Origin of the sequence: Photobacterium obscurum (genome assembly GCF_026191635.1) — a bacterium.
Taxonomy (GTDB): domain Bacteria; phylum Pseudomonadota; class Gammaproteobacteria; order Enterobacterales; family Vibrionaceae; genus Photobacterium; species Photobacterium obscurum.
In genome coordinates this window covers 113,605-137,251 of record NZ_JAKRRW010000012.1, presented here as the reverse complement: position 1 = coordinate 137,251, position 23,647 = coordinate 113,605, and the positions used below count along the sequence as shown (strand labels likewise).

19 protein-coding genes and 2 tRNA genes are annotated in these 23,647 nt (G+C 44.2%); 16 read left to right on the top strand and 5 right to left on the bottom strand.

Annotated elements, in window-relative coordinates; translation table 11 throughout:
* The first annotated feature begins 87 nt into the window (after positions 1-87).
* From MD588_RS15770 to MD588_RS15720, 11 genes are all read left to right on the top strand, one after another.
* Positions 88-423: a hypothetical protein gene (locus tag MD588_RS15770; RefSeq protein ID WP_265698376.1), complete on the top strand. Its 336-nt coding sequence runs from the start codon at positions 88-90 to the stop codon at positions 421-423.
* Positions 424-668: 245 nt separating this feature from the next.
* On the top strand, positions 669-1,286 hold the full coding sequence (locus MD588_RS15765) for an NAD(P)H-dependent oxidoreductase (RefSeq protein ID WP_265698375.1): 618 nt from the start codon (positions 669-671) through the stop codon (positions 1,284-1,286).
* A gap of 2 nt (positions 1,287-1,288) precedes the next feature.
* Positions 1,289-3,235 (top strand): monovalent cation:proton antiporter-2 (CPA2) family protein, encoded by a 1,947-nt coding sequence (locus tag MD588_RS15760; protein WP_265698373.1) that lies wholly within the window; start codon positions 1,289-1,291, stop codon positions 3,233-3,235.
* Positions 3,236-3,940: 705 nt separating this feature from the next.
* Positions 3,941-4,031: transfer RNA gene (locus tag MD588_RS15755), tRNA-Ser, on the top strand.
* Between the two features lie 44 nt (positions 4,032-4,075).
* A tRNA-Asp gene (locus MD588_RS15750) sits at positions 4,076-4,152 on the top strand.
* A gap of 563 nt (positions 4,153-4,715) precedes the next feature.
* Positions 4,716-5,255: a hypothetical protein gene (locus tag MD588_RS15745; RefSeq protein WP_265698372.1), complete on the top strand. Its 540-nt coding sequence runs from the start codon at positions 4,716-4,718 to the stop codon at positions 5,253-5,255.
* Between the two features lie 209 nt (positions 5,256-5,464).
* Positions 5,465-6,913, top strand: a complete 1,449-nt coding sequence (locus MD588_RS15740; RefSeq protein ID WP_265698370.1) for an NAD-dependent succinate-semialdehyde dehydrogenase — start codon at positions 5,465-5,467, stop codon at positions 6,911-6,913.
* Between the two features lie 269 nt (positions 6,914-7,182).
* Complete coding sequence (mog, locus tag MD588_RS15735) at positions 7,183-7,716, top strand: molybdopterin adenylyltransferase (protein ID WP_265698369.1); 534 nt, start codon at positions 7,183-7,185, stop codon at positions 7,714-7,716.
* 105 nt (positions 7,717-7,821) lie between these two features.
* Positions 7,822-8,550, top strand: a complete 729-nt coding sequence (befA, locus tag MD588_RS15730; RefSeq protein ID WP_265698411.1) for a beta cell expansion factor BefA — start codon at positions 7,822-7,824, stop codon at positions 8,548-8,550.
* 370 nt (positions 8,551-8,920) lie between these two features.
* Positions 8,921-9,196 (top strand): molybdenum cofactor biosynthesis protein, encoded by a 276-nt coding sequence (locus MD588_RS15725; protein WP_265698367.1) that lies wholly within the window; start codon positions 8,921-8,923, stop codon positions 9,194-9,196.
* Positions 9,197-9,542: 346 nt separating this feature from the next.
* Entirely contained in the window at positions 9,543-10,562 is a 1,020-nt protein-coding gene (locus MD588_RS15720; protein ID WP_265698366.1) for an adenosine deaminase, read from the top strand.
* Positions 10,563-10,667: 105 nt separating this feature from the next.
* Here MD588_RS15720 and MD588_RS15715 read toward each other — a convergent pair whose 3' ends face one another.
* A complete protein-coding gene (locus tag MD588_RS15715) occupies positions 10,668-11,234 on the bottom strand; it encodes a hypothetical protein (RefSeq protein WP_265698365.1) in 567 nt (188 codons plus the stop codon).
* A gap of 324 nt (positions 11,235-11,558) precedes the next feature.
* Between MD588_RS15715 and MD588_RS15710 the strand changes: the two genes are divergently transcribed.
* The 3 genes from MD588_RS15710 to MD588_RS15700 all read left to right on the top strand — a co-directional run bounded on the left by MD588_RS15710 (position 11,559) and on the right by MD588_RS15700 (position 16,771).
* Positions 11,559-13,124: a methyl-accepting chemotaxis protein gene (locus MD588_RS15710; RefSeq protein ID WP_265698364.1), complete on the top strand. Its 1,566-nt coding sequence runs from the start codon at positions 11,559-11,561 to the stop codon at positions 13,122-13,124.
* A gap of 183 nt (positions 13,125-13,307) precedes the next feature.
* Positions 13,308-13,790, top strand: a complete 483-nt coding sequence (locus MD588_RS15705) for a glutathione peroxidase (RefSeq protein WP_265698361.1) — start codon at positions 13,308-13,310, stop codon at positions 13,788-13,790.
* A gap of 224 nt (positions 13,791-14,014) precedes the next feature.
* On the top strand, positions 14,015-16,771 hold the full coding sequence (locus tag MD588_RS15700) for an EAL domain-containing protein (protein WP_265698360.1): 2,757 nt from the start codon (positions 14,015-14,017) through the stop codon (positions 16,769-16,771).
* Positions 16,772-16,823: 52 nt separating this feature from the next.
* Here MD588_RS15700 and MD588_RS15695 read toward each other — a convergent pair whose 3' ends face one another.
* The gene (locus tag MD588_RS15695; protein WP_265698359.1) at positions 16,824-17,789 is read right to left on the bottom strand and encodes a CHAD domain-containing protein; all 966 of its coding nucleotides are present in this window, start codon (positions 17,787-17,789) and stop codon (positions 16,824-16,826) included.
* 302 nt (positions 17,790-18,091) lie between these two features.
* Here MD588_RS15695 and hppD point away from each other — a divergent pair, with 302 nt between their 5' ends.
* Positions 18,092-19,165, top strand: coding sequence for a 4-hydroxyphenylpyruvate dioxygenase (hppD, locus tag MD588_RS15690; RefSeq protein WP_265698358.1), 1,074 nt, complete (start codon positions 18,092-18,094; stop codon positions 19,163-19,165).
* A 73-nt stretch (positions 19,166-19,238) separates the two neighbouring features.
* Here hppD and MD588_RS15685 read toward each other — a convergent pair whose 3' ends face one another.
* The 3 genes from MD588_RS15685 to MD588_RS15675 form a co-directional block, all read right to left on the bottom strand.
* Positions 19,239-20,771, bottom strand: coding sequence for a phospholipase D family protein (locus tag MD588_RS15685; RefSeq protein WP_265698357.1), 1,533 nt, complete (start codon positions 20,769-20,771; stop codon positions 19,239-19,241).
* Between the two features lie 165 nt (positions 20,772-20,936).
* Positions 20,937-21,437, bottom strand: a complete 501-nt coding sequence (locus MD588_RS15680; RefSeq protein ID WP_265698356.1) for an outer membrane beta-barrel protein — start codon at positions 21,435-21,437, stop codon at positions 20,937-20,939.
* A gap of 180 nt (positions 21,438-21,617) precedes the next feature.
* Positions 21,618-22,670: a Preprotein translocase subunit SecY gene (locus MD588_RS15675; RefSeq protein ID WP_265698355.1), complete on the bottom strand. Its 1,053-nt coding sequence runs from the start codon at positions 22,668-22,670 to the stop codon at positions 21,618-21,620.
* Between the two features lie 415 nt (positions 22,671-23,085).
* On the opposite strand from MD588_RS15675, the gene MD588_RS15670 reads away from it, so the two are divergent.
* On the top strand, positions 23,086-23,538 hold the full coding sequence (locus MD588_RS15670) for an acyl-CoA thioesterase (RefSeq protein ID WP_265698354.1): 453 nt from the start codon (positions 23,086-23,088) through the stop codon (positions 23,536-23,538).
* The last annotated feature ends 109 nt before the right edge of the window (positions 23,539-23,647 follow it).

Sequence of the window (23,647 nt, the reverse complement as noted above, 5' to 3'; positions counted from 1 at the left end):
AAATAAGATCACCGCGAGGCTGTTGTTTGTCGTGGAGGTAGGATCATGGATTTATGTTGTACTAGAAGGCTAGGTGTTAAGAGAGTTATGCACCTTCTAGGTATTATTGCTCTTGGCTTGGGGATTGCGTTACAGGCCCTGGCTGATTCAGCGGATGCCCGATGTGATATTTACCCGAAAGGTGCCAATGAACCCTCTGCTCGATACTTTTGTGTTTTTTCGCAGCGGCAGGGCTATATCACCATCGATCGTGCAGACGGGGTTTACTATGATTTCATGCCGACGGGAGATAGACCCGGCAACTACAAAGATTCCCATGGGCACCCTGTTTATCGTCAGTCCGGTTTGGGAAACGAGGGGCTTATTTTTAAATTGAAAGAAGAGTCCGTCTATGTGTATTGGGATACCTCTGAGCTGGAGTAGACGATTAGCTTTCAGCTCCGAACGATATATTTAAGCCAACTACCGTACCTTTTGGGGGGAGTAGGAAGCTTTATCCAAAATATGAAAAAGCCAGCCAGTCTGGCTTTTTCTTGTTATCGTGTGGCAATACCACGAGTTTTTTCCAATCCGACTCGTTACAGACTACTTTAACTCTATAATTTACCGATTAATCTCAATGGCTGCTGGTATATGGCAACAGCCAGTTGGTATCAGTAAGGATGTCTATGTCGATCCCAAAAAAGAAAGTGCTTATTTTGTTTGCGCATCCGTCACCATCACGCTCAGAAGTGAATGTACCGTTGTTTGAATCCTCAAAGGCAATTGATGGAGTGACGACGGTCGATTTGTATCATGACTATCCAACTTTCAGAATTAATATCGACAAAGAGCAGCAACGGCTACGAGATCACGATGTTATCGTATTTATGTTTCCGCTGTACTGGTTCTCGACGCCTGCAATTTTAAAAGAGTGGCAGGATTTGGTGTTGGAATATGGCTTTGCCTATGGTGAAGGCGGTACGGCATTGCATGGAAAGACGTTTCTTTGTGCATTAACTGCTGGAAGCTCTGATTCTTCTTTTTGTGATGAAGGTTATAACCACTTCACGATACGTGAACTGCTACAACCGCTGGAGCAAACAGCGGTGTTAACAGGGATGCATTGCCTGGCTCCCTTCATTCTGTTTGATGCTCGTACTGCTGCTGAAGAAAAGCGGGTTGCTGGTCATATTGCCAATTGGAAGACGTTATTGTTGGCGCTTAGGGATGACAAGGTCGATATTCATGCAGCTTGTAAGGTTCGTAAGTTAACGCAAAATTTGACACAAGTGATCAGGGGATAACTATGACCGGCTATTTTATTCAGGCATTTGTTTATTTGTGTGCAGCGGTCATTATGGTGCCCATTGCAAAAAAACTCGGCTTGGGTTCAGTGCTGGGATACTTAATCGCAGGGGTCGTAATAGGGCCCGTTGTTGGGCTGGTTGGCGAAGAGACTTTTGCTATTCAACATTTTGCCGAGTTCGGTGTCGTGATGATGTTGTTCTTGGTCGGGCTTGAGCTCGAGCCTCGTATGCTATGGGATATGCGCCATCGGTTAATGGGGCTGGGCGGCCTACAAGTTGGCCTCACTACCGTTATTGTTATGGCAGTTGCGATGGCCCTTGGGATGGGCTGGACAATTGCTTTGGCGATAGGTCTTATTTTTTCACTGTCCTCGACTGCGATCGTGTTGCAGACCTTTAATGAGAAGGGGCTGGCAAAAACTGAAGGGGGCAGAAATGCCTTTTCGGTGTTGTTATTTCAAGACATCGCAGTAATCCCGATGCTGGCGCTTATCCCGTTGCTGGCTCTCCCCGAGCTGGTGGAGCAGGCACAAAGTTTGGCCCAGCAGGCGACGAATGGTCATGAGGAAATGAGCTTAGTCGCTGGACTGCCTGGCTGGGCGTATGCAGTCGTGATTATTGCGGCCATTATAGGCTTGGTGGTTGGCGGTCATTTTCTTAGCCGGCCGTTATTCCGGTTTGTGGCGGATTCCGGGCTACGTGAGATTTTCACGGCAACCGCGTTAATGCTGGTTATTGGTATCGCTGCGTTGATGAGCTTAATTGGCCTGTCTCCGGCGCTCGGGACGTTTCTAGCCGGGGTAGTACTGGCCAACAGTGAATTTCGCCATGAGCTGGAATCAAATATCGAACCATTCAAAGGGCTGTTGCTCGGCCTGTTTTTTATCACTGTAGGGGCGGGAATCGATTTCGGCGTCCTGTTTAGTCATATCGGGCAGATTATAGCTATCACCATCGGTGTGATGCTCATAAAAGCGTTTGTCTTGTTTGTACTGGCTCTGGTTTTCAGAGTTAGGGGAAGTGATCGCTACCTCTTGACGCTAAGCTTGGCCCAGGCTGGTGAGTTTGGTTTTGTACTGCTTGGGTTCTCGGCGCAAAATCATGTTTTGCCGGCCGATCTTGTACAGCAACTTTCATTGGTGGTTGCCCTTTCTATGTTCCTGACTCCCGGGTTATTTATCCTTTTTGATAAAGTGATCCTGCCGCGCTTTGAAGGGGGGCCCAATGACCGAGAGCCGGATGATATCGATGAAAAAGGAACTGTGATCATTGCGGGAATTGGCCGTTTTGGCCAGATCGTTAATCGCCTGTTGGTTGCCAATGGGATAAAAACTGTCGTGCTGGATCATGAAGCTGGGCAGATTGAGAATATGCGTAGTATTCGAATCAAAAGTTATTTTGGTGATGCTACTCGCCCTGACTTACTCCATACCGCAGGGATTGAGGAAGCTAAGTTGATGATCGTGGCAATAGATGACAACGAAAGGGCGGTTGAACTGGTTAAGCATGTCAGCCATAGCTACCCAAATGTACGTGTTCTGGCTCGTGCTTACGATCGAGGGCACCACTATGCATTGCGTCTGGCAGGAGCAGATTACATTATCAGCGAAACGTATCATTCTGCTTTGACGTTGGGGACGGAAGCGCTGAAAAGTCTTGGAGTACATCCGTTTAGGGCTGAGCAGCTACGATCGAGCTTTATCGAGACCGAAGCGATGAGTAAAGAAGCGCTTTACCAAACTTGGAAGGACAGTACCGAAGAGAATAAGTTTAATGCCCAATATCTGGAGTTGTTTTTGCAACTGGAAGATGCACTGGGTGAAGTGATGAAGTCTGAGCGCGGCGATAAGCAACCTCGCTCCGAACGAGGCTGGACCCCTCCGCCGAAAGGATATGCAAAGGTGGTGGCTCAAATGCAGGAAGATAGTGACAGCTTCCAAGGTTAGAGGGTTGAAGGAGAGATTAAGATAACCGCCTGACAGTTTAAGGCGGTTAGCCAATATACGGTGCGGTGTAGTGTTAAAGAAATAAAAGCCTCACGACGGAGGCTTCTTTAGAGGAGTCTATTTTTTCGATTTTGCGTTATCAAGAATTTCTTTGATTCGCTTGTTTGATACACGTTTAGCCATAAATAAATTCCTTTTCAAAGTTACAATCACTACGACTATATAAGAGCCTTTGAGAGATTTTGATTGTGACAGTGTCACCTTTGATTCTAACTGCTGGAGTGGTTCATTTCCTAGATACCAAACATCCCATAGGCTTAAGCCCAATATACTGAATTAACGTACAATAGGAATCCTTATAGCATTGAACTCTGTCAGTATTAGGCATGTCAACGGTGAGCCATTTTTGGGGGTTAATATAAAACCTGTTGATTATTGTGGTGATTTGTAATGGATAAAATGAAATTTTCAGAGTCTTAGGCCGCACTTTTCTATTCTTTTGATATTTTCTCTTTATTAACAAAGTGTGATATGGGTCGTGTTTGGTGCTTTTAGTTTTAGGCTAACCCACCAAAAATCATGATGATTTTTATACGATTTGGCGCTTTTAAGTGCGTAGTGTGCATTGTCTGTTCGAACGGGCCGTTATTTTAAAAAATACTCTTTACAGATCTCATTAAGCTCAGTATTATTCGCCGCACTTACGGAGAGATGGCTGAGTGGTTGAAAGCACCGGTCTTGAAAACCGGCATACGTTTGTAGCGTATCTAGGGTTCAAATCCCTATCTCTCCGCCACATTCTAGAAATTGGATGGTTTCCATCGGGTTTCGTACGGAATTGGAGCGGTAGTTCAGTTGGTTAGAATACCGGCCTGTCACGCCGGGGGTCGCGGGTTCGAGTCCCGTCCGCTCCGCCACTGATTAAAGCCCTTGTCGAAAGACAAGGGCTTTTTCGTATTTGAACCGCGATGAGAGTCCTTCGGCCTCTAGGTCTCGGCACTGGCTGTGCGCGTTGACTCCCGGTCGTGTGCGACCCCAGCCGTTCCGCCACTACAACGAAGCCTCAGACTAGGCGTCCCCGGCGAAAGACTGGGGCTTTTTTGTATGCGTTGAATTTGGTGTTCGCCCTGCGGTCGAATGAGTTCTCGAAGAGTCCCGGTCGTGTGCGACCCCAGCCGTTCCGCCACTACACTGAAGGCTCAGACTAGGCGTCCCGGCGCAAGACTGGGCTTTTTTGTATGCGTTAAGTTTATTTTGCCCTTCGGACGAATGAGTCAATTGTCGTTACTGTTCTCAGATCAAATCATCAAGTTGGCATCATGGCCTCAAAAATATTCATTGCTATCAGGCATTCTTGTAGCTGCCCTTAACTTGGTTTAGAGCTAATGCGTAAATAACATAATAAATAAGTGGTATTATGGGTATTCTTCCTAGTTATCATGCAATTAAGCAAGGGTATTGAGTTTGAGGAGTGTTAACGTTGAGTATAAATAAAGCATCAAAGATATTCGCATTAATGTTCATCACCGGCATTGCGATTACCGCTGCATCACTAGCAACAAGAGAAAAAAACGATGAACCCAATATCGTCACCTGTAAACCAACAGAACGTGGACTCATAGAGTGTGGCAATAATACCCAATTGAGTTTTCGTGCGTTGCCGCAGAATTTGGAGCCGTTTTTATCTCTGTTTTGCGAACATCATGGTGAACAATGGTGTGATGCCAAAGACAAGTACTCATCCTATGACTTCAAGGTCGAGCTCGATAAGATGCCTGCAGTTACTGCGGCTGAATTACAAGCAGGAAATAGTCACAGTGAAGTAAATATTGTCATATGCCAACAAACAGATAACGGGCTTATTCATTGCGATGATAATGATGATACCCAATATAGTTTTCTTGTGCCGCCACCGCACGTAGACATGGTCTTGTCGGCGTTTTGCCAGTCTTATGGTGACGTGTGGTGTGATGCTAAAGACAAATACTCATCATCAGATTTTAATCTGGATGACAAGTAAGGCATCTGAGTAACCACAAGCGGTAATCAGCCAGATATAAAAGTAATCAATGTGTTTGTTTTTGAGCCTAAGTTTCGCTCGCACGGGGTGTTTGGGGACTTATTACACTTTATGTGTGATAAATAGTGTGCGATTGGTCATACAAATGATGAAAGTGATAGTCGTTTGAGTCACAATCACAACGGTATATGTTGTGAAGGAATGACCAAGTGAAGCTGAAAGATCCAAGTTTATTCAAACAAGAATGTTACGTTGCAGGTAATTGGGTAGCCTCGGCCAAAAACAAGGTCTCCCAAATTACGAATCCTTCGACAGGCAAAGTGATAGGTAGTGTTCCTGTCCTTGGTGAAGAAGAAACTGTTATCGCGATTAAGGCTGCCCAGCAGGCTCAAAGCACCTGGAAGCAGACAACTGCAAAAGAACGTTCGAATATCCTTCGTGCCTGGTATCAGTTGATCCTCGATAACGCCGACGACTTGGCGATTATTCTAACGACAGAGCAGGGCAAGCCCCTAGCGGAAGCGAAAGGTGAAATTGCCTATGCCGCCAGCTTTATCGAGTGGTTTGCAGAAGAAGCCAAGCGCACCTATGGCGAGGTCGTACCTAGCCATAAAGCAGATGCACGTATTCTTGTTCGTAAAGAACCTATAGGTGTTGTCGGAGCGATTACCCCGTGGAATTTTCCGGCCGCAATGATCACTCGTAAATGTGGTCCAGCCTTTGCGGCCGGCTGCGCAGTGGTTCTCAAACCGGCGCCGGAAACGCCATTTACCGCTCTGGCACTGGCAGAGCTGGGAGAGCGTGCCGGATTGCCAGCTGGGCTGTTTAGCGTGCTAACCGGGGATGCGGTAGCTATCGGTGGCACAATGACCAGGAGCAAGACGGTTCGTAAAATCTCATTTACCGGTTCAACGGGGATTGGTAAGTTGCTGATGGAACAGTCGGCGGCTACGATGAAGAAATTGTCGCTGGAGCTGGGTGGGAATGCGCCTTTCATTGTGTTTGATGATGCCGATCTGGATGCTGCGGTAGACGGTGTTATGGTGGCAAAGTTCCGCAATGCCGGCCAAACCTGTGTATGCGCTAACCGCTTGTATGTTCATGATGCAGTTTACGATCAGTTTGCCGAAAAGCTGGTGGCTCGTGTTGCGAAGTTGAAAGTCGCTGACGGTTTTGCCGAAGGTGCGAGCATCGGACCGCTGATCAATCAGGCCGCTGTTACGAAGGTACAAAGCCATATCGACGATGCGCTGGAAAAAGGTGCGAAGCTGTTGTTCGGTCAGCAACTTGAGCTTGGGAGTAACTTCATTGTGCCGCATGTTCTGACGGAAGTGACGGATGATATGCGAGTGGCAACCGAAGAAACGTTTGGTCCACTGGCGGCGTTGTTCCGTTTTTCCTCAGACGATGAAGTGATTGCACGAGCAAATGATACAGATTCGGGGCTGGCGGCGTATGCCTATACGCAATCATTACAGCGGGCATGGCGTATCAGCGAGGACTTAGAGTCGGGTATGGTTGGGATCAACGAAGGTTTGATTTCAACTGAAGTGGCGCCATTTGGTGGGGTTAAAGAGTCCGGGTTAGGCCGAGAAGGAGCCCGCCAGGGTATAGAGGATTACCTAGAAACCAAGTATGTGCTCATGGGCGGTTTATAGCCCAAGCCACCGAATATAATTTCTTAGGCTGCTTGAGTGTAACGAACTGAGTGCAAAGCCAACAAAAAGCCCTAGCCAATCTAGGGCTTTTTGCTGCGTTGTGTAAGTCGATAACCGCTTTTATTGGCACGTTTTTTTCACTTAAGAGGTTTATCCCGCCACCGTTATTCCTTAAACTTGCATTTAATCTGATTGAATTACTGGCTGGTAGAATTAGCTAGTCAGAAAGATGAATATGACAAGCAAGGCGTAGGCCTGAGGGATAACAAATGACAAAAGCAAAAATCGGTATCGTAACGGTAAGTGATCGTGCTAGTGCAGGCGTATACGAAGATATTTCCGGTAAGGCAATCATCGAGACGCTAAATGATTACCTGACGTCAGAGTGGGAACCCGTTTACGAAGTGATCCCAGATGAGCAGGATGTTATTGAAGCCACACTGATTAAAATGGCTGACGACCAAGACTGTAGCCTTATCGTGACCACTGGTGGTACAGGTCCGGCGAAACGTGATGTGACGCCTGAAGCAACAGAAGCGGTTTGCGATCGCATGATGCCTGGCTTTGGTGAGCTAATGCGTGCTGAATCTCTGAAGTTTGTACCTACTGCAATTTTGTCTCGCCAAACAGCGGGTCTGCGTGGTGACAGCCTGATTGTGAACCTACCGGGTAAGCCAAAATCAATTCGTGAATGTCTGGACGCCGTTTTCCCAGCTATACCATACTGTATTGATCTGATGGAAGGACCATACCTTGAGTGCAATGAAGAGGTGATTAAACCTTTCCGTCCGAAGAAGAAATAACGCTTAACGGCTATCGCTGGCAGCGACTCGTTGCCAGCATCGGCAATTAAGGAGAGTGCAGTTGTGAAGTATAAGGCAATAGTTATAGCACTGAGCTTGGCGGCGATGCCTGCCCACGCAAGCTGGGAAAAGCTGAAAGAAACGGCTTCTGATATTGGCAGTAAAGTCAGCGAAAGCTCCAAGGATGCATGGGACAGCGTCTCTGAATTCTCGAAGGAAACCTGGGACTCCGTATCTGAGTGGGGGGAGGATGCTTTCAACACTGCGGGCGAGTGGACTGATGCTTCCATTGAGAAAGGCAAAGAGTGGCTTGAAGCAGGTGAGGCAAAGCTTGATGAAATGCTGGAGCCAGAAACCCCGGAAGAAGCACGCTTGGCGTTAAATACAATGTCTGATACCGCTTTGGTTCGTTTGTTTAATGAACAGCCTTCGGCCAAACTGTTGTTTGATAGTGCCTATGGCTATGCGGTGTTTGATTCACGTAAATTTTCGTTGATGCTTCATACTAACCAGGGGGCTGGCGTTGCGGTAAATCGTAAAACAGGCAAGCATACCTACATGAAGATGTTTGGCGCAGGTTTAGCCGCTGGATTAGGTGGTAAATTCTACCAGCAGATAATCATGTTTGAAGATCAGAAAACCTTTGATGGTTTTGTGAGGGATGGCTGGGAAGCCACTTCCGAAGTGGGCGCGGTGGCTGGTACGGATAGCGCCGAACTATCAGCCAAATATAACGGTGGTATGGCTATCTATCAGATCGGCGAAAAAGGCCTATTACTGGATGCTAATATTTCAGGTTCTAAATACTGGATTGATACTGACCTGACTCAGTAGTGCTCTCGTCCCCTGTTCCGGCAAACTCACTTATGACGCAATCCTGAGTTAGCCGGAATACTCATCATACTGGTGACTTTGATCGTACCTACGATAGGAGAAGTCATTTGGATATAAGCTATCGAGTTCAAAAAATCATTGTAAATCGACATTCCTATCGAGAATAGTTTTATCAATAAGTGCACTGTCTCGTGAGTTGATGGATTAGTTTTGATTTGCAAAGTCCAAGTGTTTTATAAAATTATGAGTCGGTTTGATAGCAAACTGATTTGTATTCTGGTTTGTCTGTGATTTATCATCAGCTAGCCAGTGGGTTGTTCAGTTTTTTATTGCCATTCATTAATTTATTTGTTTTTAAGTGGACAGAATCATGGATGTTAAAAAAAGCTGGGGATATATTTCAATTCTGATTGGTGGTCTTTCTTTGTTATGGGGAGCGGTATCACTCAGTAGTATGGCAGCTCAGGAGCAGGTGTTCTCTGATATGGGGCGCTTTATGGACGCTGGTGGTGGCGATTTCTTCACTTCATATAACGCTGAGCATGCTATCTCAGAAGCAAAAAATAAAAATGTAGTGATTCTTTCTACAGGTTTGATTTTGTCCTCACTTGGATCTTTTTTAATGCGAGGACTGCTGGATAAATAAAACGTAAACTTCATTTAAGAAAGTATCAATAATACGTCGGTAAAAATTATTGTCCATAAGGTTGAAATAAAGGTCGCAAAAGTACGTGGCCTTTATTTATTCTCACTTTGAATACTCGAATTGTATTACCTGAGCATACCTGAATTACAACATGTAAGTTAGTACGCCGATAAAGTTGGTAACCCGAGCAATAATGCCTGTTTCTTGGCAGGAGAGCCTTAATTGCTAAGTATTGTCACTCTTTATTTCTGAGATCTAGCTACACTAATACTCAATAAGTCCAAGGTACGCAATATGCTGATTTGTACTTGAAGGGCTGTCGCTAGTGGTTGAAAGAGGGACGTTTATGGAAGGGTTTATTGACTTGCTACCAAAGGTAGAGCTCCATCTGCATATTGAAGGCACGTTAGAGCCAGGTATGATGCTGGAGCTGGCTAAGCGTAATCAGATCTCTTTACCTTATCAGACTATTGAGCAAATTCAGGCCGCCTATGACTTTGATGATTTGCAGTCATTTCTTGATTTGTATTATCAGGGCGCTCAGGTGCTACAGAACGAGCAGGATTTTTATGATTTAACCTGGGCATATCTGCAGCGATGCAAAGGTGAGCATGTTATGCATACCGAAATTTTCTTTGATCCTCAGACCCATACCGAAAGAGGGATTGCTTTTGATACGGTTGTGAATGGGATCTGGCGAGCACTGGAGGCTGGACGTGAAAAGCTGGGTATCAGTAGTCATTTGATTATGTGCTTTTTGAGGCACTTAAGCGAAGAGGCCGCTTTTGAGACGCTCAAACAGGCCATGCCTTACCGGGAAAAAATTATCGCTGTCGGACTAGATTCATCAGAACAGGGCCATCCACCGGAGAAATTCCGTCATGTGTTCCAACAGGCTAAAGAAGCAGGTTTTCTCACCGTTGCCCATGCCGGGGAAGAAGGGCCGGCGGAAAATATCTGGAACGCGCTGAAAATACTGCAAACGTCGCGCATAGATCATGGTGTGCGTTGTACCGATGATGAGCTATTGGTCAATCACCTTGTTGCATCACGTGTACCATTGACGGTGTGTCCTTTATCCAATGTGAAGCTGAAAGTGTTCAGCGATATGTCGCAGCATAATATTGCCGAGTTACTCGAAAAAGGGGTTTGTGTCACCATTAATTCAGATGACCCTGCGTATTTTGGTGGTTATATGACGGCAAATTTTACTGCTGTTGCTACCGCATTCAAGTTATCGAAAACGGATATTGCTAAGTTCAGCCAAAATGCAATCGAAGCCAGCTTTCTGCAGCCGGAGCAAAAGGCGGCTTTGCAACAACGGGTCCAGCATTATTTGAATATGCATTTAAAACCGATTATCTAGGCGGTAAGCCATGAGAGCATAACGCCTATCAACATTGATAGGCGTAGTACGAGGTTAGTATCGCTAGGTTACGATGCGATTCCCGTTTCTGGTAGCGCGCTAGCCTTAACGACCGAAAAAACGTTTGAGTACGGTTTTAATAGATTTGAAATAACTACCGGAGCTGTGACTATTTTGTGAGTGTTCGACACCAGTATAATAGGCCTGCATGAAACGTGTCCTAATGTGCTGTATTTCGTCATCGACTGCGGTGGATTGCAGGTTTGTGCATAGAAGTTCTGCGGTTTCCTGGGCGTGATCGTTGGCATAACTAAAATCAATGCCGGTATAGCCTTGTGCCATAAACCATAATGATGAGATGACGGTGACTTCAGCCTGATTTAAGGTTGTAAACTTGCCCGCGTGTTCTGAACCAACTTGCTCGCTAAAAAGCTGCTTCAGTTCTTTGATTTTTGGCTGAGTGGCTTGGTATTCATCGAATGCCTCTCGATGTGATTTAGTGAGTAACCCCAATACCAGATCTTGAGCCGGTTTATCCGCTCTGTGCTGACAAACGTTATCAAAGAACGGTGAGCTGATTGAAATAAACTGCTCAAGCAATGTTTGCTCTTGTTCGCTGAAGCTAAGTGTAGATAGCCCCATCTTTTCGAGTTCTTGTTGTAAGGGAGTCATGATTCCTGCAAATGACGATGATCCTGTCAGTATTATACTGAATAAAAAAATAATGGTGCGGAAATTGCCGATAGAAAAGGCAGAAAGCTAAACACGAACTCTCAATTGTTGAACTCATATAGAGAGCAATATCAATATTTTGAATATGCATCAGAGTGATATGCATACCTCGGGTGTATGATTTCGGCTCGAAGTAAGCGTTTGCGCGCTGAGGCATCAAGGGATAAACGTTTTTCTCGTTATCCGGCTTAAGCTTAGCGATGTGCTTCACGTATTAATTGGTTAGGTTTTTTATTGCTGCAATTGGCATCAAGGAACGGGTTCATGAAGAAAATAATATTAATTGCTGTATGCATAATGTTTGCAATTGCTGCAATAACAAGTGTGACTTCAACATCTTATATATCAAATCAAGAAATAGATAAGATCATTTTGAAGAAATCTCAGGCACAAGCCGAGTTACTGGCTAAAAATGTGGAATACATATTAAGTACCTCTCCACAGCCTTTAGACGATTTACAAAAATTAGTTCAGTCATTGAAAATCCGTTCTGATATTAGCTATGCGGTAGTGATTGATAAAAATGTTCAAGCTGTTGCCCATAGTGACATCGAAAAACTCAACAAAATCTATAATGACAGCTATACCGTGGCAGGAGCAACAAAAGGAAAGCCACAACACTCCAAATGGTATGCCGATGTGCAGGATGTATGGGTCTATGACATCCTGTCCCCCGTTTACGTGGATGGTGAATTATACGGGACTTTTGATATCGGTATTCCTATCACAGAAGTTAGCGAAGCCGCGAAGGGCATTGTGATGACACAGCTAATCGCTATCTTGGCTATCTTCAGTATTTGTGGCTGTGTACTTATGTTGTTGCTGGGTAAATTGCTAAGACCGCTTTCAGGCCTACAGCATGCGCTGGAAAATATCTCGAAAGGGGATGGTGATCTGACAATTCGATTGCCGGTTCGCGGTAATGATGAAATTGCCCATATCTCCACGGCATTTAATATCTTTGTCGGAAAAATCAATGAGATTGTTGCTCAGGTGGTTAACACTGGAGGAGATCTTGGTCACTCTGCAGCAGAGCTGCGGAGTCAATCCCAGCAGGCGTTATCTCGAGGTCAAGAGCAGAGCGAGCAGTCTTTGTTAGTCGTGACTTCGATGAATGAAATGATAGCCACAATCGGTGAAATATCACAGAATGCAGCCGGTGCCGCGGAGTCTGCAGAAAATGCCAATATAGAAACCGAGGAAGGGCAAAGAATCTTACGGGCAGCGACAAGTACGATTACTGAGCTTGCAGAGCAAATGAATGATATGTCAGAGGTGATAACCTCCCTTGCCGAAAGAACACAATCTATCGGCTCTATCCTGGAGGTAATACGGGGAATATCAGAGCAAACTAACCTGTTGGCGTTAAATGCAGCTATTGAGGCTGCGCGTGCAGGTGAGGCCGGCCGTGGCTTTGCAGTTGTTGCCGATGAAGTAAGAAATCTGGCGACTAAGACGGCTCAGTCAACCAGTGAAATTCAAACTATGATTGACCAACTGCAGCATGAAGCGAAAAACGCTGTTGATGCGATGGGCAGTAGTAAATCACTAACGGTAGAAGGCTCTCAGGCAACGAAAAAGGCTCAGCAAGCTCTTGAGCAAATTTCAGCGCAGGTAATGGTGATACTTGATATGAATACACAAGTCGCAACTGCAACTGAACAGCAGTCTAGCGTTGCTAATGAAATTAACGTCAATATGGATACGGTGGATAACTTGGTTAAAGCTGGTCTTGCGGCCAGCCAAGAACTAGAAAAATCCAGTCAAAATTTGACGGGGCTTGCCCAGACGCTAGATCGTCATGTTGGCTCTTTTAAAATCAACCATTAATCACTAAAACTGTTGAATTAGCTCCATTATGGGGCTAATTCTAATGTGAGAGTTGGTATTACCTAGAGCGCGTTTAATATATAAATGCAAAAATAGAATAATAATTCTAATCTGATTTGATAAGTTAATACGTATTAGTACTAGTATCAATGTGATGGGCTGTACTGTCTATGGAGATTAACAATGACAACGTTTTACGATCTTTCAGCAACCTCGATCCGCGGCGAGCAAATATCAATGAATGATTTTGCCGGTAAAGTAGTATTAGTCGTTAATACAGCAAGTAAATGTGGCTTTACTCCTCAGTATCAGGGATTACAGGACTTGTACGCTAAATATAAAGATCAGGGGCTGGTCATTTTGGGTTTTCCTTGCAATCAGTTTGGCGATCAAGAGCCGGGTGGCAATGAGGAAATAGCAGAAGCTTGTCAGATCAATTACGGTGTTGATTTTCAGATGTTTGAGAAAGTGGATGTGAATGGTCCCGAGGCACATGAAGTGTTCCGCTACCTGAAGAAAGCATTACCCGGCTTGCTGGGGCAAAAAGTGAAGTGGAATTTTACTAAGTTTCTGGTTGGAAAAAGCGGTAGACCACTTAAGCGTTATGCACCGACCAAGCGCCCGGAATCGATGGAAGAGGATATCTTAAGGGCGCTGAAGGCGTAATCACATACAGTAGTCTGGGAATAAGAAGCCTGATATTGCCAGGCTTCAAGTTCATGCAATATTGCTTCTGGGTCAGCTTAATCGGGTAGATAACACTGATAACGGGTGGCTGCCAATCCATCCTACAGGTGATATTATGTTCGAAAACAGTGTGTTCTCATTTGCAATTTAACCGCAAGGGGCGCAGAATTTAGCTTCTTTAATCAGTCTGACATATCGCCTAAATGCAGAGTCTAAAAAATAATATAAAAATTTACTTTGCCGTTGCACTCTACATTCTCTGGGTTGTTGTTTTTGCCGCCTTCAATTACTACCAAGAAAAAAGGCAGCTCTATTCAGATCTGGATCGCCAACTTGAAAGTGCCGCAAGAACTATTCCATTGTTGCTGCCAAGCAAGTTTCATAATAAGGCAATGGCTGAAGGTGATCTGTCTGATGAGCAGAATTTGGAAATTACGACTAAGTTATCGGAATATACACGTAGCAATGAAATTGCTTACATATATACATTGATACTACGAAATAATGAAATGTTGTTCACTTCCGCAAGTGCATCTGAACAAGAATTGAAAAACAGTATAAATTTGACGACTTTTTACGGACACTATGACGATGTTGATCCATCGGTATATCAAGTGTTGAAAAGTGGTGAAAAGGGGTTCACCGAATACAGTGATAAATGGGGACGTTTTCGTAGTATTTATATTCCCCTCTATGCTGAAGATGGAACGGCTTATATTGCCGCTGCTGATATTTCCATTAGCCATATTGAGACACTGTTAAGAGCAAATTTTTACCTGACACTTGTAATTTCTGCATTATTTTTACTATTGCTTTATCCTTTGTTTCTTGCATTTACTTCAGAGTCACGCCGTCTGGCTAAGAGTTTGGAAGAAAGGGTAGAACTGCGGACATCTGAGTTGGTTCAAAGTGAAGCAAAGCTTAATTCAATTCTAGAGCATTCGCCTGTTGGTATTTTCCATTACGACACTGATGGAAAGTTAATAAAAACGAACAAGCGCTTTGAAGAAATTATTGGAGAAACACGTGAGGCTCTGATTGGTTTTAACATGCTCACACACCTTAAAGACCCTCAGTTACTTAAAGCCGTTCAACAATCTTTAGTTGGAAATGTTAGCTCTTTTGACGGTGCCTACACGTCTATTATCGGGAACCGCTTTATGTTCCTTCACGCCGACTTTGTGCCACTGTATTCAAGCAGTGGTAAGATTGAAGGTGGTGTTGGTGTTTATGAAGATATGACGGAAAAACAACAGAGCACGGATAACTTAAATAAACTGTCACTGGTGGTAGAAAGTAGCCCTAATGGCATTCTTATTGCAGACATTGATGGCACTATTGAATATGTGAACCCAAAATTTTCTAAGATCACAGGCTATTCGCCTGCTGAAGCGATTGGAAAAAAAGCAAATATTTTAAGATCTGGAGAAACAGATCGCTCTGTCTTTGAGCATTTGTGGGCAACAATATTATCCGGGCATGAATGGCACGGAGAGCTACAGAATCGCAAGAAAAATGGTGATTTATATTGGGCTCAAGTTAGTATTGTGCCAATTTCTAATAATAAAGGCATTATTACTCAATTTATTGGTATTCAAGAGGATGTGACGGAAGTAAAAGCTGCATCGCAGAAAATAGTCTTTCAAGCGAAGCATGATATGCTGACAGGTTTGATTAACCGATACGAATTTGAATTAAAATTAGCTCGGTTAGTTGATGATGCACAAAAGAATAATACTATACATGCTTTGTGCTTCTTAGATCTCGATCAGTTTAAAATTATTAATGATACATGCGGCCATGTCGCTGGCGATGAGTTATTACGTCAATTAAGCTTATTATTACAAAAAAACTTACGTCCGCAAGATACGTTAGCCAGAATTGGTGGTGATGAGTTTGCTATTTTAATGGAATATTGTGATCAGGAATTAGCAGAGAAAACGGCAAAAAACCTATTAGACCTAGTTAAAAAGTTTCAGTTTATTTGGATGAAGAATACTTTCAGTATTGGAGTTAGCATCGGTCTAACGCCAATAAGCAAGACTTCGGGTAATATTACGGAAGTACTGATCCATGCTGATTCAGCTTGTTATGCCGCCAAAGATTTAGGCCGTAACAGAATCCACGTCTATCATTCTGATGATGTGTTGCTTGCTCAGCGAGATGGTGAATTCCGGTGGGTTAATGAAATAAAAGATGCCCTAAGCGAAAATCGCTTCGAGCTCTATGCACAGCCTATCGTGTCACTCTCAGGCGCACCGCATAAGCAGATTTATGAGGTACTACTCCGCCTACGAGCTAAAAATGGTGACATTATTCCTCCCGGTGCTTTTTTTCCTGCGGCGGATCGATATAACTTATCTCAACCGATTGACCGCTGGGTTGTCGATCACACTTTTGCGTGGCTGAAAAAAAATCAGTCTCAGCTTGATGATTTAGATCACCTGGCGATTAATCTTTCGGGCGCATCTTTAGGTGATAACGATTTACTGCGTCATATAATGCATCAGATTGAAAGCGATAACCTGCCTCCTAGCAAGATTAAATTTGAAATAACGGAAACCGCTGCGATTAGCAACCTACGTGATGCAAGCTTGTTTATCAATACATTGCGGGAGTTTGGCTGTCAGTTCGCATTAGATGATTTTGGCAGTGGCTTATCATCGTTCGCTTACCTTAAGAACTTAGCGGTGAGTACGCTTAAAATAGATGGTCTTTTTGTTAAGGATATTCTGGATAATCAGATTGATAGCGCTATGGTTAAGTCGATCAATGAAATTGGCCATGTCATGGGAATGAAAACGATAGCTGAGTTTGTCGAGAGTGATGAGATAAAAGAGCGGCTAACAATGATTGGAGTCGATTTTGCCCAAGGCTACGGTATCGGTAAGCCAAAGCCGATTAATAGTATCCTCGAAGAGCTATCACGCCCTAAGGCCTTAGCATACGATGTGAATTAGTCTGTCTGTAATATTGTGACTTTGATAATCAGTAATAGATTGAATATTAACTTTATTTTTCAATGCAATAGATGGCCTGAAAGCTGTTGACGTTAGCAGGTGAGGCAAAGCGTTGGGTTTGTTTAATCATTTGTTGTTTAAATTTGATATGGTGCTGTTGAGTGATGTCGACTAACTGCGCGATAGCTCTATTGCGATGGCTGTTTTCTTTCTTTTTTTTCAGGTAGCAACCAAGGACATTTAACTGGATTGAAGAGTCATTGAAGTTACCGATTTCATCTTCTAGCTGTTTGATGGCATGTACTAGCGTCTTGTTTTCTTTTGATGGGAAGAGGGGTGTGAAATAATCCATTAGGTAGCCCAACTTGTTGCAGGAGATATGTAATTGGTGGACTGTACTATCGGGACTCTTGCTATTTAATTCGTTACACAATTTATGAATATGGCTAAAATGCTTCCAAATGATCTGTTTGGCAAAGCTCTGGCAGGATGTATTACCATTCGCTGAGGGTACGTCGAGTTCTGACAAAAGTCCCTCGACCAATAGGCATTGTTGCTCATAGTTTTCCATTTTTAGCCATTTTTTTAGTTCTTTGTAGGCTTTTCTTCGTTCATCCTGCAACTCATCAAAAAAACACGTCAACCCCTGGTGATATTTGTGTTCTAAACAATAGAAGCAGTCATCCATCTTAAATAGAAAGATATCGAGCTCCCTCAGTCGGTTGGTTTTTAGCATCATTGTCTTAAGTTCATTTTCCAGCATCTTTTTGGGCTGGGAGGCAAACAATGGACTAAGCAGGCAGAGCAGAGTTAGACAACGTCTAAGTGCCACTCTGTACTGGTGGAGAAATTCGCAGTGGTCATCACGAATTATGCCTTTTTCATGTTGCCTCGCATGCTTAAACTCCGCTCTGAGGAAATGAATGGTGGGTAGGTAAATGTCAGCTTTTGCTGACAACGCAGTTTCATTTTTTTTTCTTTTGGGGAATTTCAGTTGATCGCGCTTATTTACATTCATTCTTTCACCTCCTTATAAACTGTAGTTGCTGTATCTAAGGGTGGGACAGAAAGGTACTGAAATGGGTAGGGACGGTTAAAGATAAAAACATTTATCAATCAATCTGGTTACAAGAGTATTAGGTGGATTTCTGCATCTGTTTTTTGGACTGGCAATTTGCGTTTACGTGTTTGATTTACATTTGATTAACATTGTTTTTGGCCAAACCTTCTCATCTTTCGTCCGGTAATGCTACTTCTATAAGTACGGCGCCAGAGTATTTGGCTATTGGTTGCTGAAAATAGAAAGTGAGGATAAGACGGATGGGCAAGATGATTGATAATCCAATGGGAACGGATGGCTTTGAGTTTGTGGAATATACGGCACCAACCCCAGAGGGTATCGCAAATTTGAAGAACCTGTTTCGTATGATGGGTTTTGCTGAAGTCGCTAAACACAAGCACAAGGCTGTTTGGCTATATCGCCAGGGCGATATCAATTTTATCGTGAATGGCGAATCTCATTCGCAAGCTGCCGGGTTTGCAGGGGTTCATGGGGCCAGTGTGAATGCGATGGCTTTTCGGGTTGCAGACTCTAGCCAGGCACTTGCTTATGCTGTCGAGAAAGGTGCAACGGCGTGTGCGGCTCAGGCCGGCCCGATGGAGTTAAATATTCCGGCTATTTACGGCATCGGTGAGTCTTTAATTTACTTGGTCGATCGATATGGCGAGCATGATATCTACGAGATTGATTTTGACTATTATCCTGATTATAAAGCCCAGATGGCGAAATTGGATGCTGGTTTGAGAGTGATTGACCATCTTACTCATAATGTTAAGCGTGGCAACATGGATCTGTGGGCAAGCTTCTATGAGAAAATTGCCAACTTCAGAGAGATCCGCCATTTTGATATTAAGGGGAAGATGACAGGCTTGCTTTCTCGTGCCATGACGGCACCTTGCGGAAAAATCCGTATCCCAATTAATGAGTCACATGACGATAAATCACAAATTGCCGAATACTTGGATCAGTACAACGGGGAAGGGATCCAGCATATCGCCCTTAGTACTGAGAATATTTTAGAGACAGTGCAAACATTGAAAGATGGTGGGCTGGCCTTTATGGATACACCGGATACCTATTATGAAGGCATTAACAAGCGTGTTCCCGGCCACCATGAGAATGTTGCCAAGCTTAATGAATTGAAGATCCTCATTGATGGCGATGAAACCGGTATCTTGTTGCAGATTTTTACCGATACCGTGATTGGCCCGGTATTTTTTGAAATTATTCAGCGCAAGGGTAACCAGGGCTTTGGTGAAGGTAACTTTCAGGCGTTGTTTGAATCTATCGAGTTGGATCAAATTCGCCGAGGTGTACTGAAAGTAGAAGACTAGCTAGTTTCTAGAGGTTTCGAGAAGGTGGGTGTGGAGCAACCATACTCACCTTTTTAGCTGGAATATAATATGGTTATAGTTGGCTCTCGATAGGTAGTATGCCCGACAACCATGCGCCTATTTTAGCCCAGATACTGGCATTAGGCTCGGAATCAAATTGGACTGCATTGTGATCATCAATCCAAATGATCTCGCCGTTATTAAGTGCTAAACGATAGGTATTTTTGATCAAGCCAGTGTCCATTTGTTGATAGATATGTTCCACAAATTCGGGCGTATCCAGGAAGACGCCCATTTCGGTATTGATATAGGCCGAACGGGGGTCGAAGTTAAACGAGCCGACAAATACGGTGTGCCGGTCGATAATAAACGTTTTTGCATGTAAGCTAGTCTGCGAACTGCCGAGCCATGAGCGGTCTTTTTTCAGACTGGGATCGACCTTAACCTCGTAAAGCTTCACACCGCCTTCTAGTAACATCTTCCGATATTTGGCGTACCAGCCATGTACGGCAAATACATCATTGGATGCCAGCGAATTGGTAATAATGGTGACATTTAATCCTTCTCTTGCCGCATCAGCCAATGCTTTTGCTCCATTTTTTGTTGGAACGAAGTAAGGAGAAATTAGCAAGAAATCGGATTCGGCCTGTTCCAGTACCGCAGTGATCTGGTGCAGCAACAGTGCATTGGTATCTTTGGCATAGACTTTTGACGGTTGATCATAAACAACCACGGCCTCGGCCAAATAAAAATCGAGCGATTGGTTTTTAATATTTTGGGCGAGTGGTAGCTCGGCCAAGGTTGTGATGTAGGCCGAGTCTTTAAAATAGTTCTCCAATGTTTGATGCCATTGGGCTAGCTGGGTTTCTGTCGGAGCCTGAATATTATCGACCAGGTATTCAACGGGCGTTGCTGGGCGACTGTTCCAGTACACATCAAATTGAACGGTGATATCGGCAACCGCTGCACCAATGAGTAATAGATCAAAATCACCGAAATCGACGGTGTCATTGGCGGCGAAATACTCGTTACCAATATTGCGACCACCAGTAATTGCGAAGGCACCATCGGCAATAATTGCCTTATTGTGCATGCGGCGGTTTAATCGATCGAAATCACCGACAAAGCCTAGCAGCCGAAAAGAACGGTTTTCAAAAGGGTTAAATAGCCGCAATTCAATGTTGGGATGGCTAGATAAGGTGGCAAGGGTGGCATCATCTCGTGACTGCATATCATCCAGCAATATTCGTATTCGAACCCCACGTTCGGCAGCTTGATAAAGCGCCCAGGTCATTAGCGAGCTGGTATTGTCATCTCGATAAATATAATACTGCAGGTCAATGCTTTTCTCGGCTGCTTGAATCATAGCCAAACGGGCAAGTAGTGCCTCTTGTCCGTCATCAAGCGGGTAAAAGCCGGAAAGGCTGGAATAGGGCTCTAAGTAGGGTAGGGTATACGTAGCTAAGGCGGTATTGGTATCAAAAGGAATGCCGGTACTAAACTCCTTGTTGATTGGTGCTTGTTGGGAGCAGCCGATAAGGACAGCGATAAAACTAAAGTTGATAAACCGTAAAACGCGATAAAAAGAGCGGTGTGTTTTTCTCATTAGTATAAATTTGAATTCCATTTTAATCAGGTGTGAAAAATGAAGACTGTATTACTTCAGTGTAACTGATTGTATTAATTTATCACTAATGGAAGTGAGCTCCCCCGTACCGTAATACAGACGGAGGAGCTAGCTTTGTAGTTAGGTAGCCAATTTTGGTTTACATTAGTTGAATCGGTAGTTCAGCCCAACGCTTACACTATCTTCATCAATATTATCCTGGTGTGGCTTCATCCCGAAGGAGTGATTGTAGTTACTTACAATCTGGAATTGTTTATTGAAGTTGTAACCAGCCGAAGCCCCAGCCATGAGTCCGAAGTCTGAGTTATTGAATGCATCATTTTCAAAATGAGTATAGGTAATGCCGGCTTCTGGTGAGATGAAGACGTTGGATTGTTCAATGTTAAATGGCTTTTCGACTGCGACTGAGTAGTTGTCATATTCTGCGCCTTCTCCACTAAGTGTTGCGGCTGTACCTTTTAATGTTCCCCATTTCAGTTGGCTTCCGGCCTGAAACTTAACCCCATCCATGCTGGTACTGCTGCTTCCGACATGGACTGAGCCATGTTCATAATTCGCACCAACGAAAGTCTGCACATCTTGAGCCTGTGATACAGCTGGTAATACCGCAATCATAGCAACGACAAGTAAGTTCATCTTTTTCATATTTTATATTTCCTTGTAAGCTGACTTTCTCATCATATAAAAAACACCGCACAATAAAACTGTGATCTGCCGCAAGTTTAGATTGCGGAAATAACGACTGCTTTGGCTTATTTTCCTTATAAAAAAGCCCGCAGTCGATTTTTCGTACTGCGGGCAAGTTTATTCAGAATCTGAAAGTTGTTAGCTTTCGGTTACACCGTGCCATTGATAGTGATTGTTTGGCTTCTTGCTGACAATGCCCTCCTCGAGCAACTGCTTAAAGATGTCGTCGACTTCTTCGCTGGTGAGCTTCAAAAATCGCGTCACGGCCCGCTTGGTACAGTTGACTTGGTTATTACTCAGCGCATCTATGACGTTCTCATAAGCCGTTTTGGGCGCTTCAGGCTCGGCTTGAATATCGGGTATATCACAGGTTTCTGCATCCTGACCGGCTTCCATGTGATTTGTTAGTAGCTCTGGCTCTTTGGGTTCGGTAGCCGAGAACGCATTTATGGTGATTGGGTTCATGCTACGAAACTGGTTCCGGAAGCGTAGCTCCTCGCCGATCAAGCCAACAAAGAATGCGGCGAAGAAATCTAGCAGCACGGATAAGAAAACAACCAGGCCTAGCTGCGCAGTCTGGGTCTGTACATTGAGTGACTTAGCCAAGCTGTCGATAAGGCCAATGACCGAGCCCTGGCTGACAACTGGCAGGCTATCGCGTTCGGTAGCCAGATCTTGCTGTTGTTGACGTAGCTTGTCGTTTTCTCGCTGGATACGGGTTACCCCCGTAGCAATCCGCTCCATCTGAATGTATTTTTCGGCCGCAACATTGTTTAGTTCAATTTGTTTCTCGATTGCTTCGATCTGCATGTTGTAACTATTGATCTTACTCTGCTGAACATTGACATGGCTCTGCGCCTTGTTGGTTGCGCTGTTTATGCCACCGACTGAGCCACCAATTGAGATCGCTGCGAGAACCGCATAGAAGGCAAATGCCGAGAAAGCACCGGTATAGTTTCGACGAGCCCGGCGCTCACCAAATTCATACCAGGCAAAAAACTTACCCAGTTCAAAAATGACAGCCAGGCCACCAAAGAGAAGCTGCATAACCGGATTTTCGTCAATCGACAAAAACAGTAGCAGAGAGAAAATGATTGAAGCAAAAATGGATGCACCCGTGAAGCTGTATACCGTCCACATCGCAAATGACCCTTTCGGGTACCGTACCGGTAAATTTTCGTTGTAAAGCATAAAATTGGTTCTGTTTCTATGAGCCATCAGGTTCATAATTTCAGCTTGTCGGTATATGCCGCCAAGCGATAAAAAAAGGTGGCTAAGGATACCCTAAAATAGCCCCTGTTCCCTTATAAAATAAGGCGCTTAGCGATTTCTCGGCGGAAATTTACACGGCGCTTTCATAACTGGAGAAATCTTGACCAGTTCTAGACGGGGCTAAAATGCAAAACGTCGCTAGCGTGCTACAAGGTGGCCTATGGATATGTGGAGTTGGCGGGCTTTTCTGGTGAAGTGAAGCGGAGAACAAACATTGATTTTTGCCAAATTACGATCCCAGGTCTAGATTAAATACTCTAGGCCGCTATTCATTTGTCGGGGAGAGCATATTGATTTTGGCGGCAATATTTTACACCTATAGCAAGGAGCACAGATGAAAGAGCTTTTAAATGAGTATCCAGTGATCACCAAGGTGCCGGTTGCCTGGGGTGAGATGGATGCGTTTAATCATGTCAATAATGTGGTGTATTTCCGCTATTTTGAAACGGCTCGAATAGAATATTTTCGTGAAGTTGCCTTGATGGAAGAAATGCATAAAACGGGAGTAGGGCCAGTATTGAGTGAAACCAGTTGTTGCTATAAGTTACCGGTTACTTTTCCTGATACGCTTTATATCGGCAGTCGTGTTTCTGAGCTAAAAGATGATCGTTTTACGATGGAATACGCAATTGTGAGCCAAAAGCTTGGCGCAGTAGCCACAACAGGCACGGCGAAGGTTGTAATGTTTGATTTTAATACGAACCAAAAAGCGACTCTGTCGCAGCTTCTTGTTGATAGCATCCAGGCTATAGAAGCCCGCACAATAGTACAGCAGGAAATGGTTTAACCGACGGCCTAAACGGCAGCTTGAGCTGTCGTTTTGTACTATACCCAAGCATCTTGAGGCAGTTTGGGGATATCAGCAAATCGCCCTTCGAGTAAGCTGGTATTCTCCT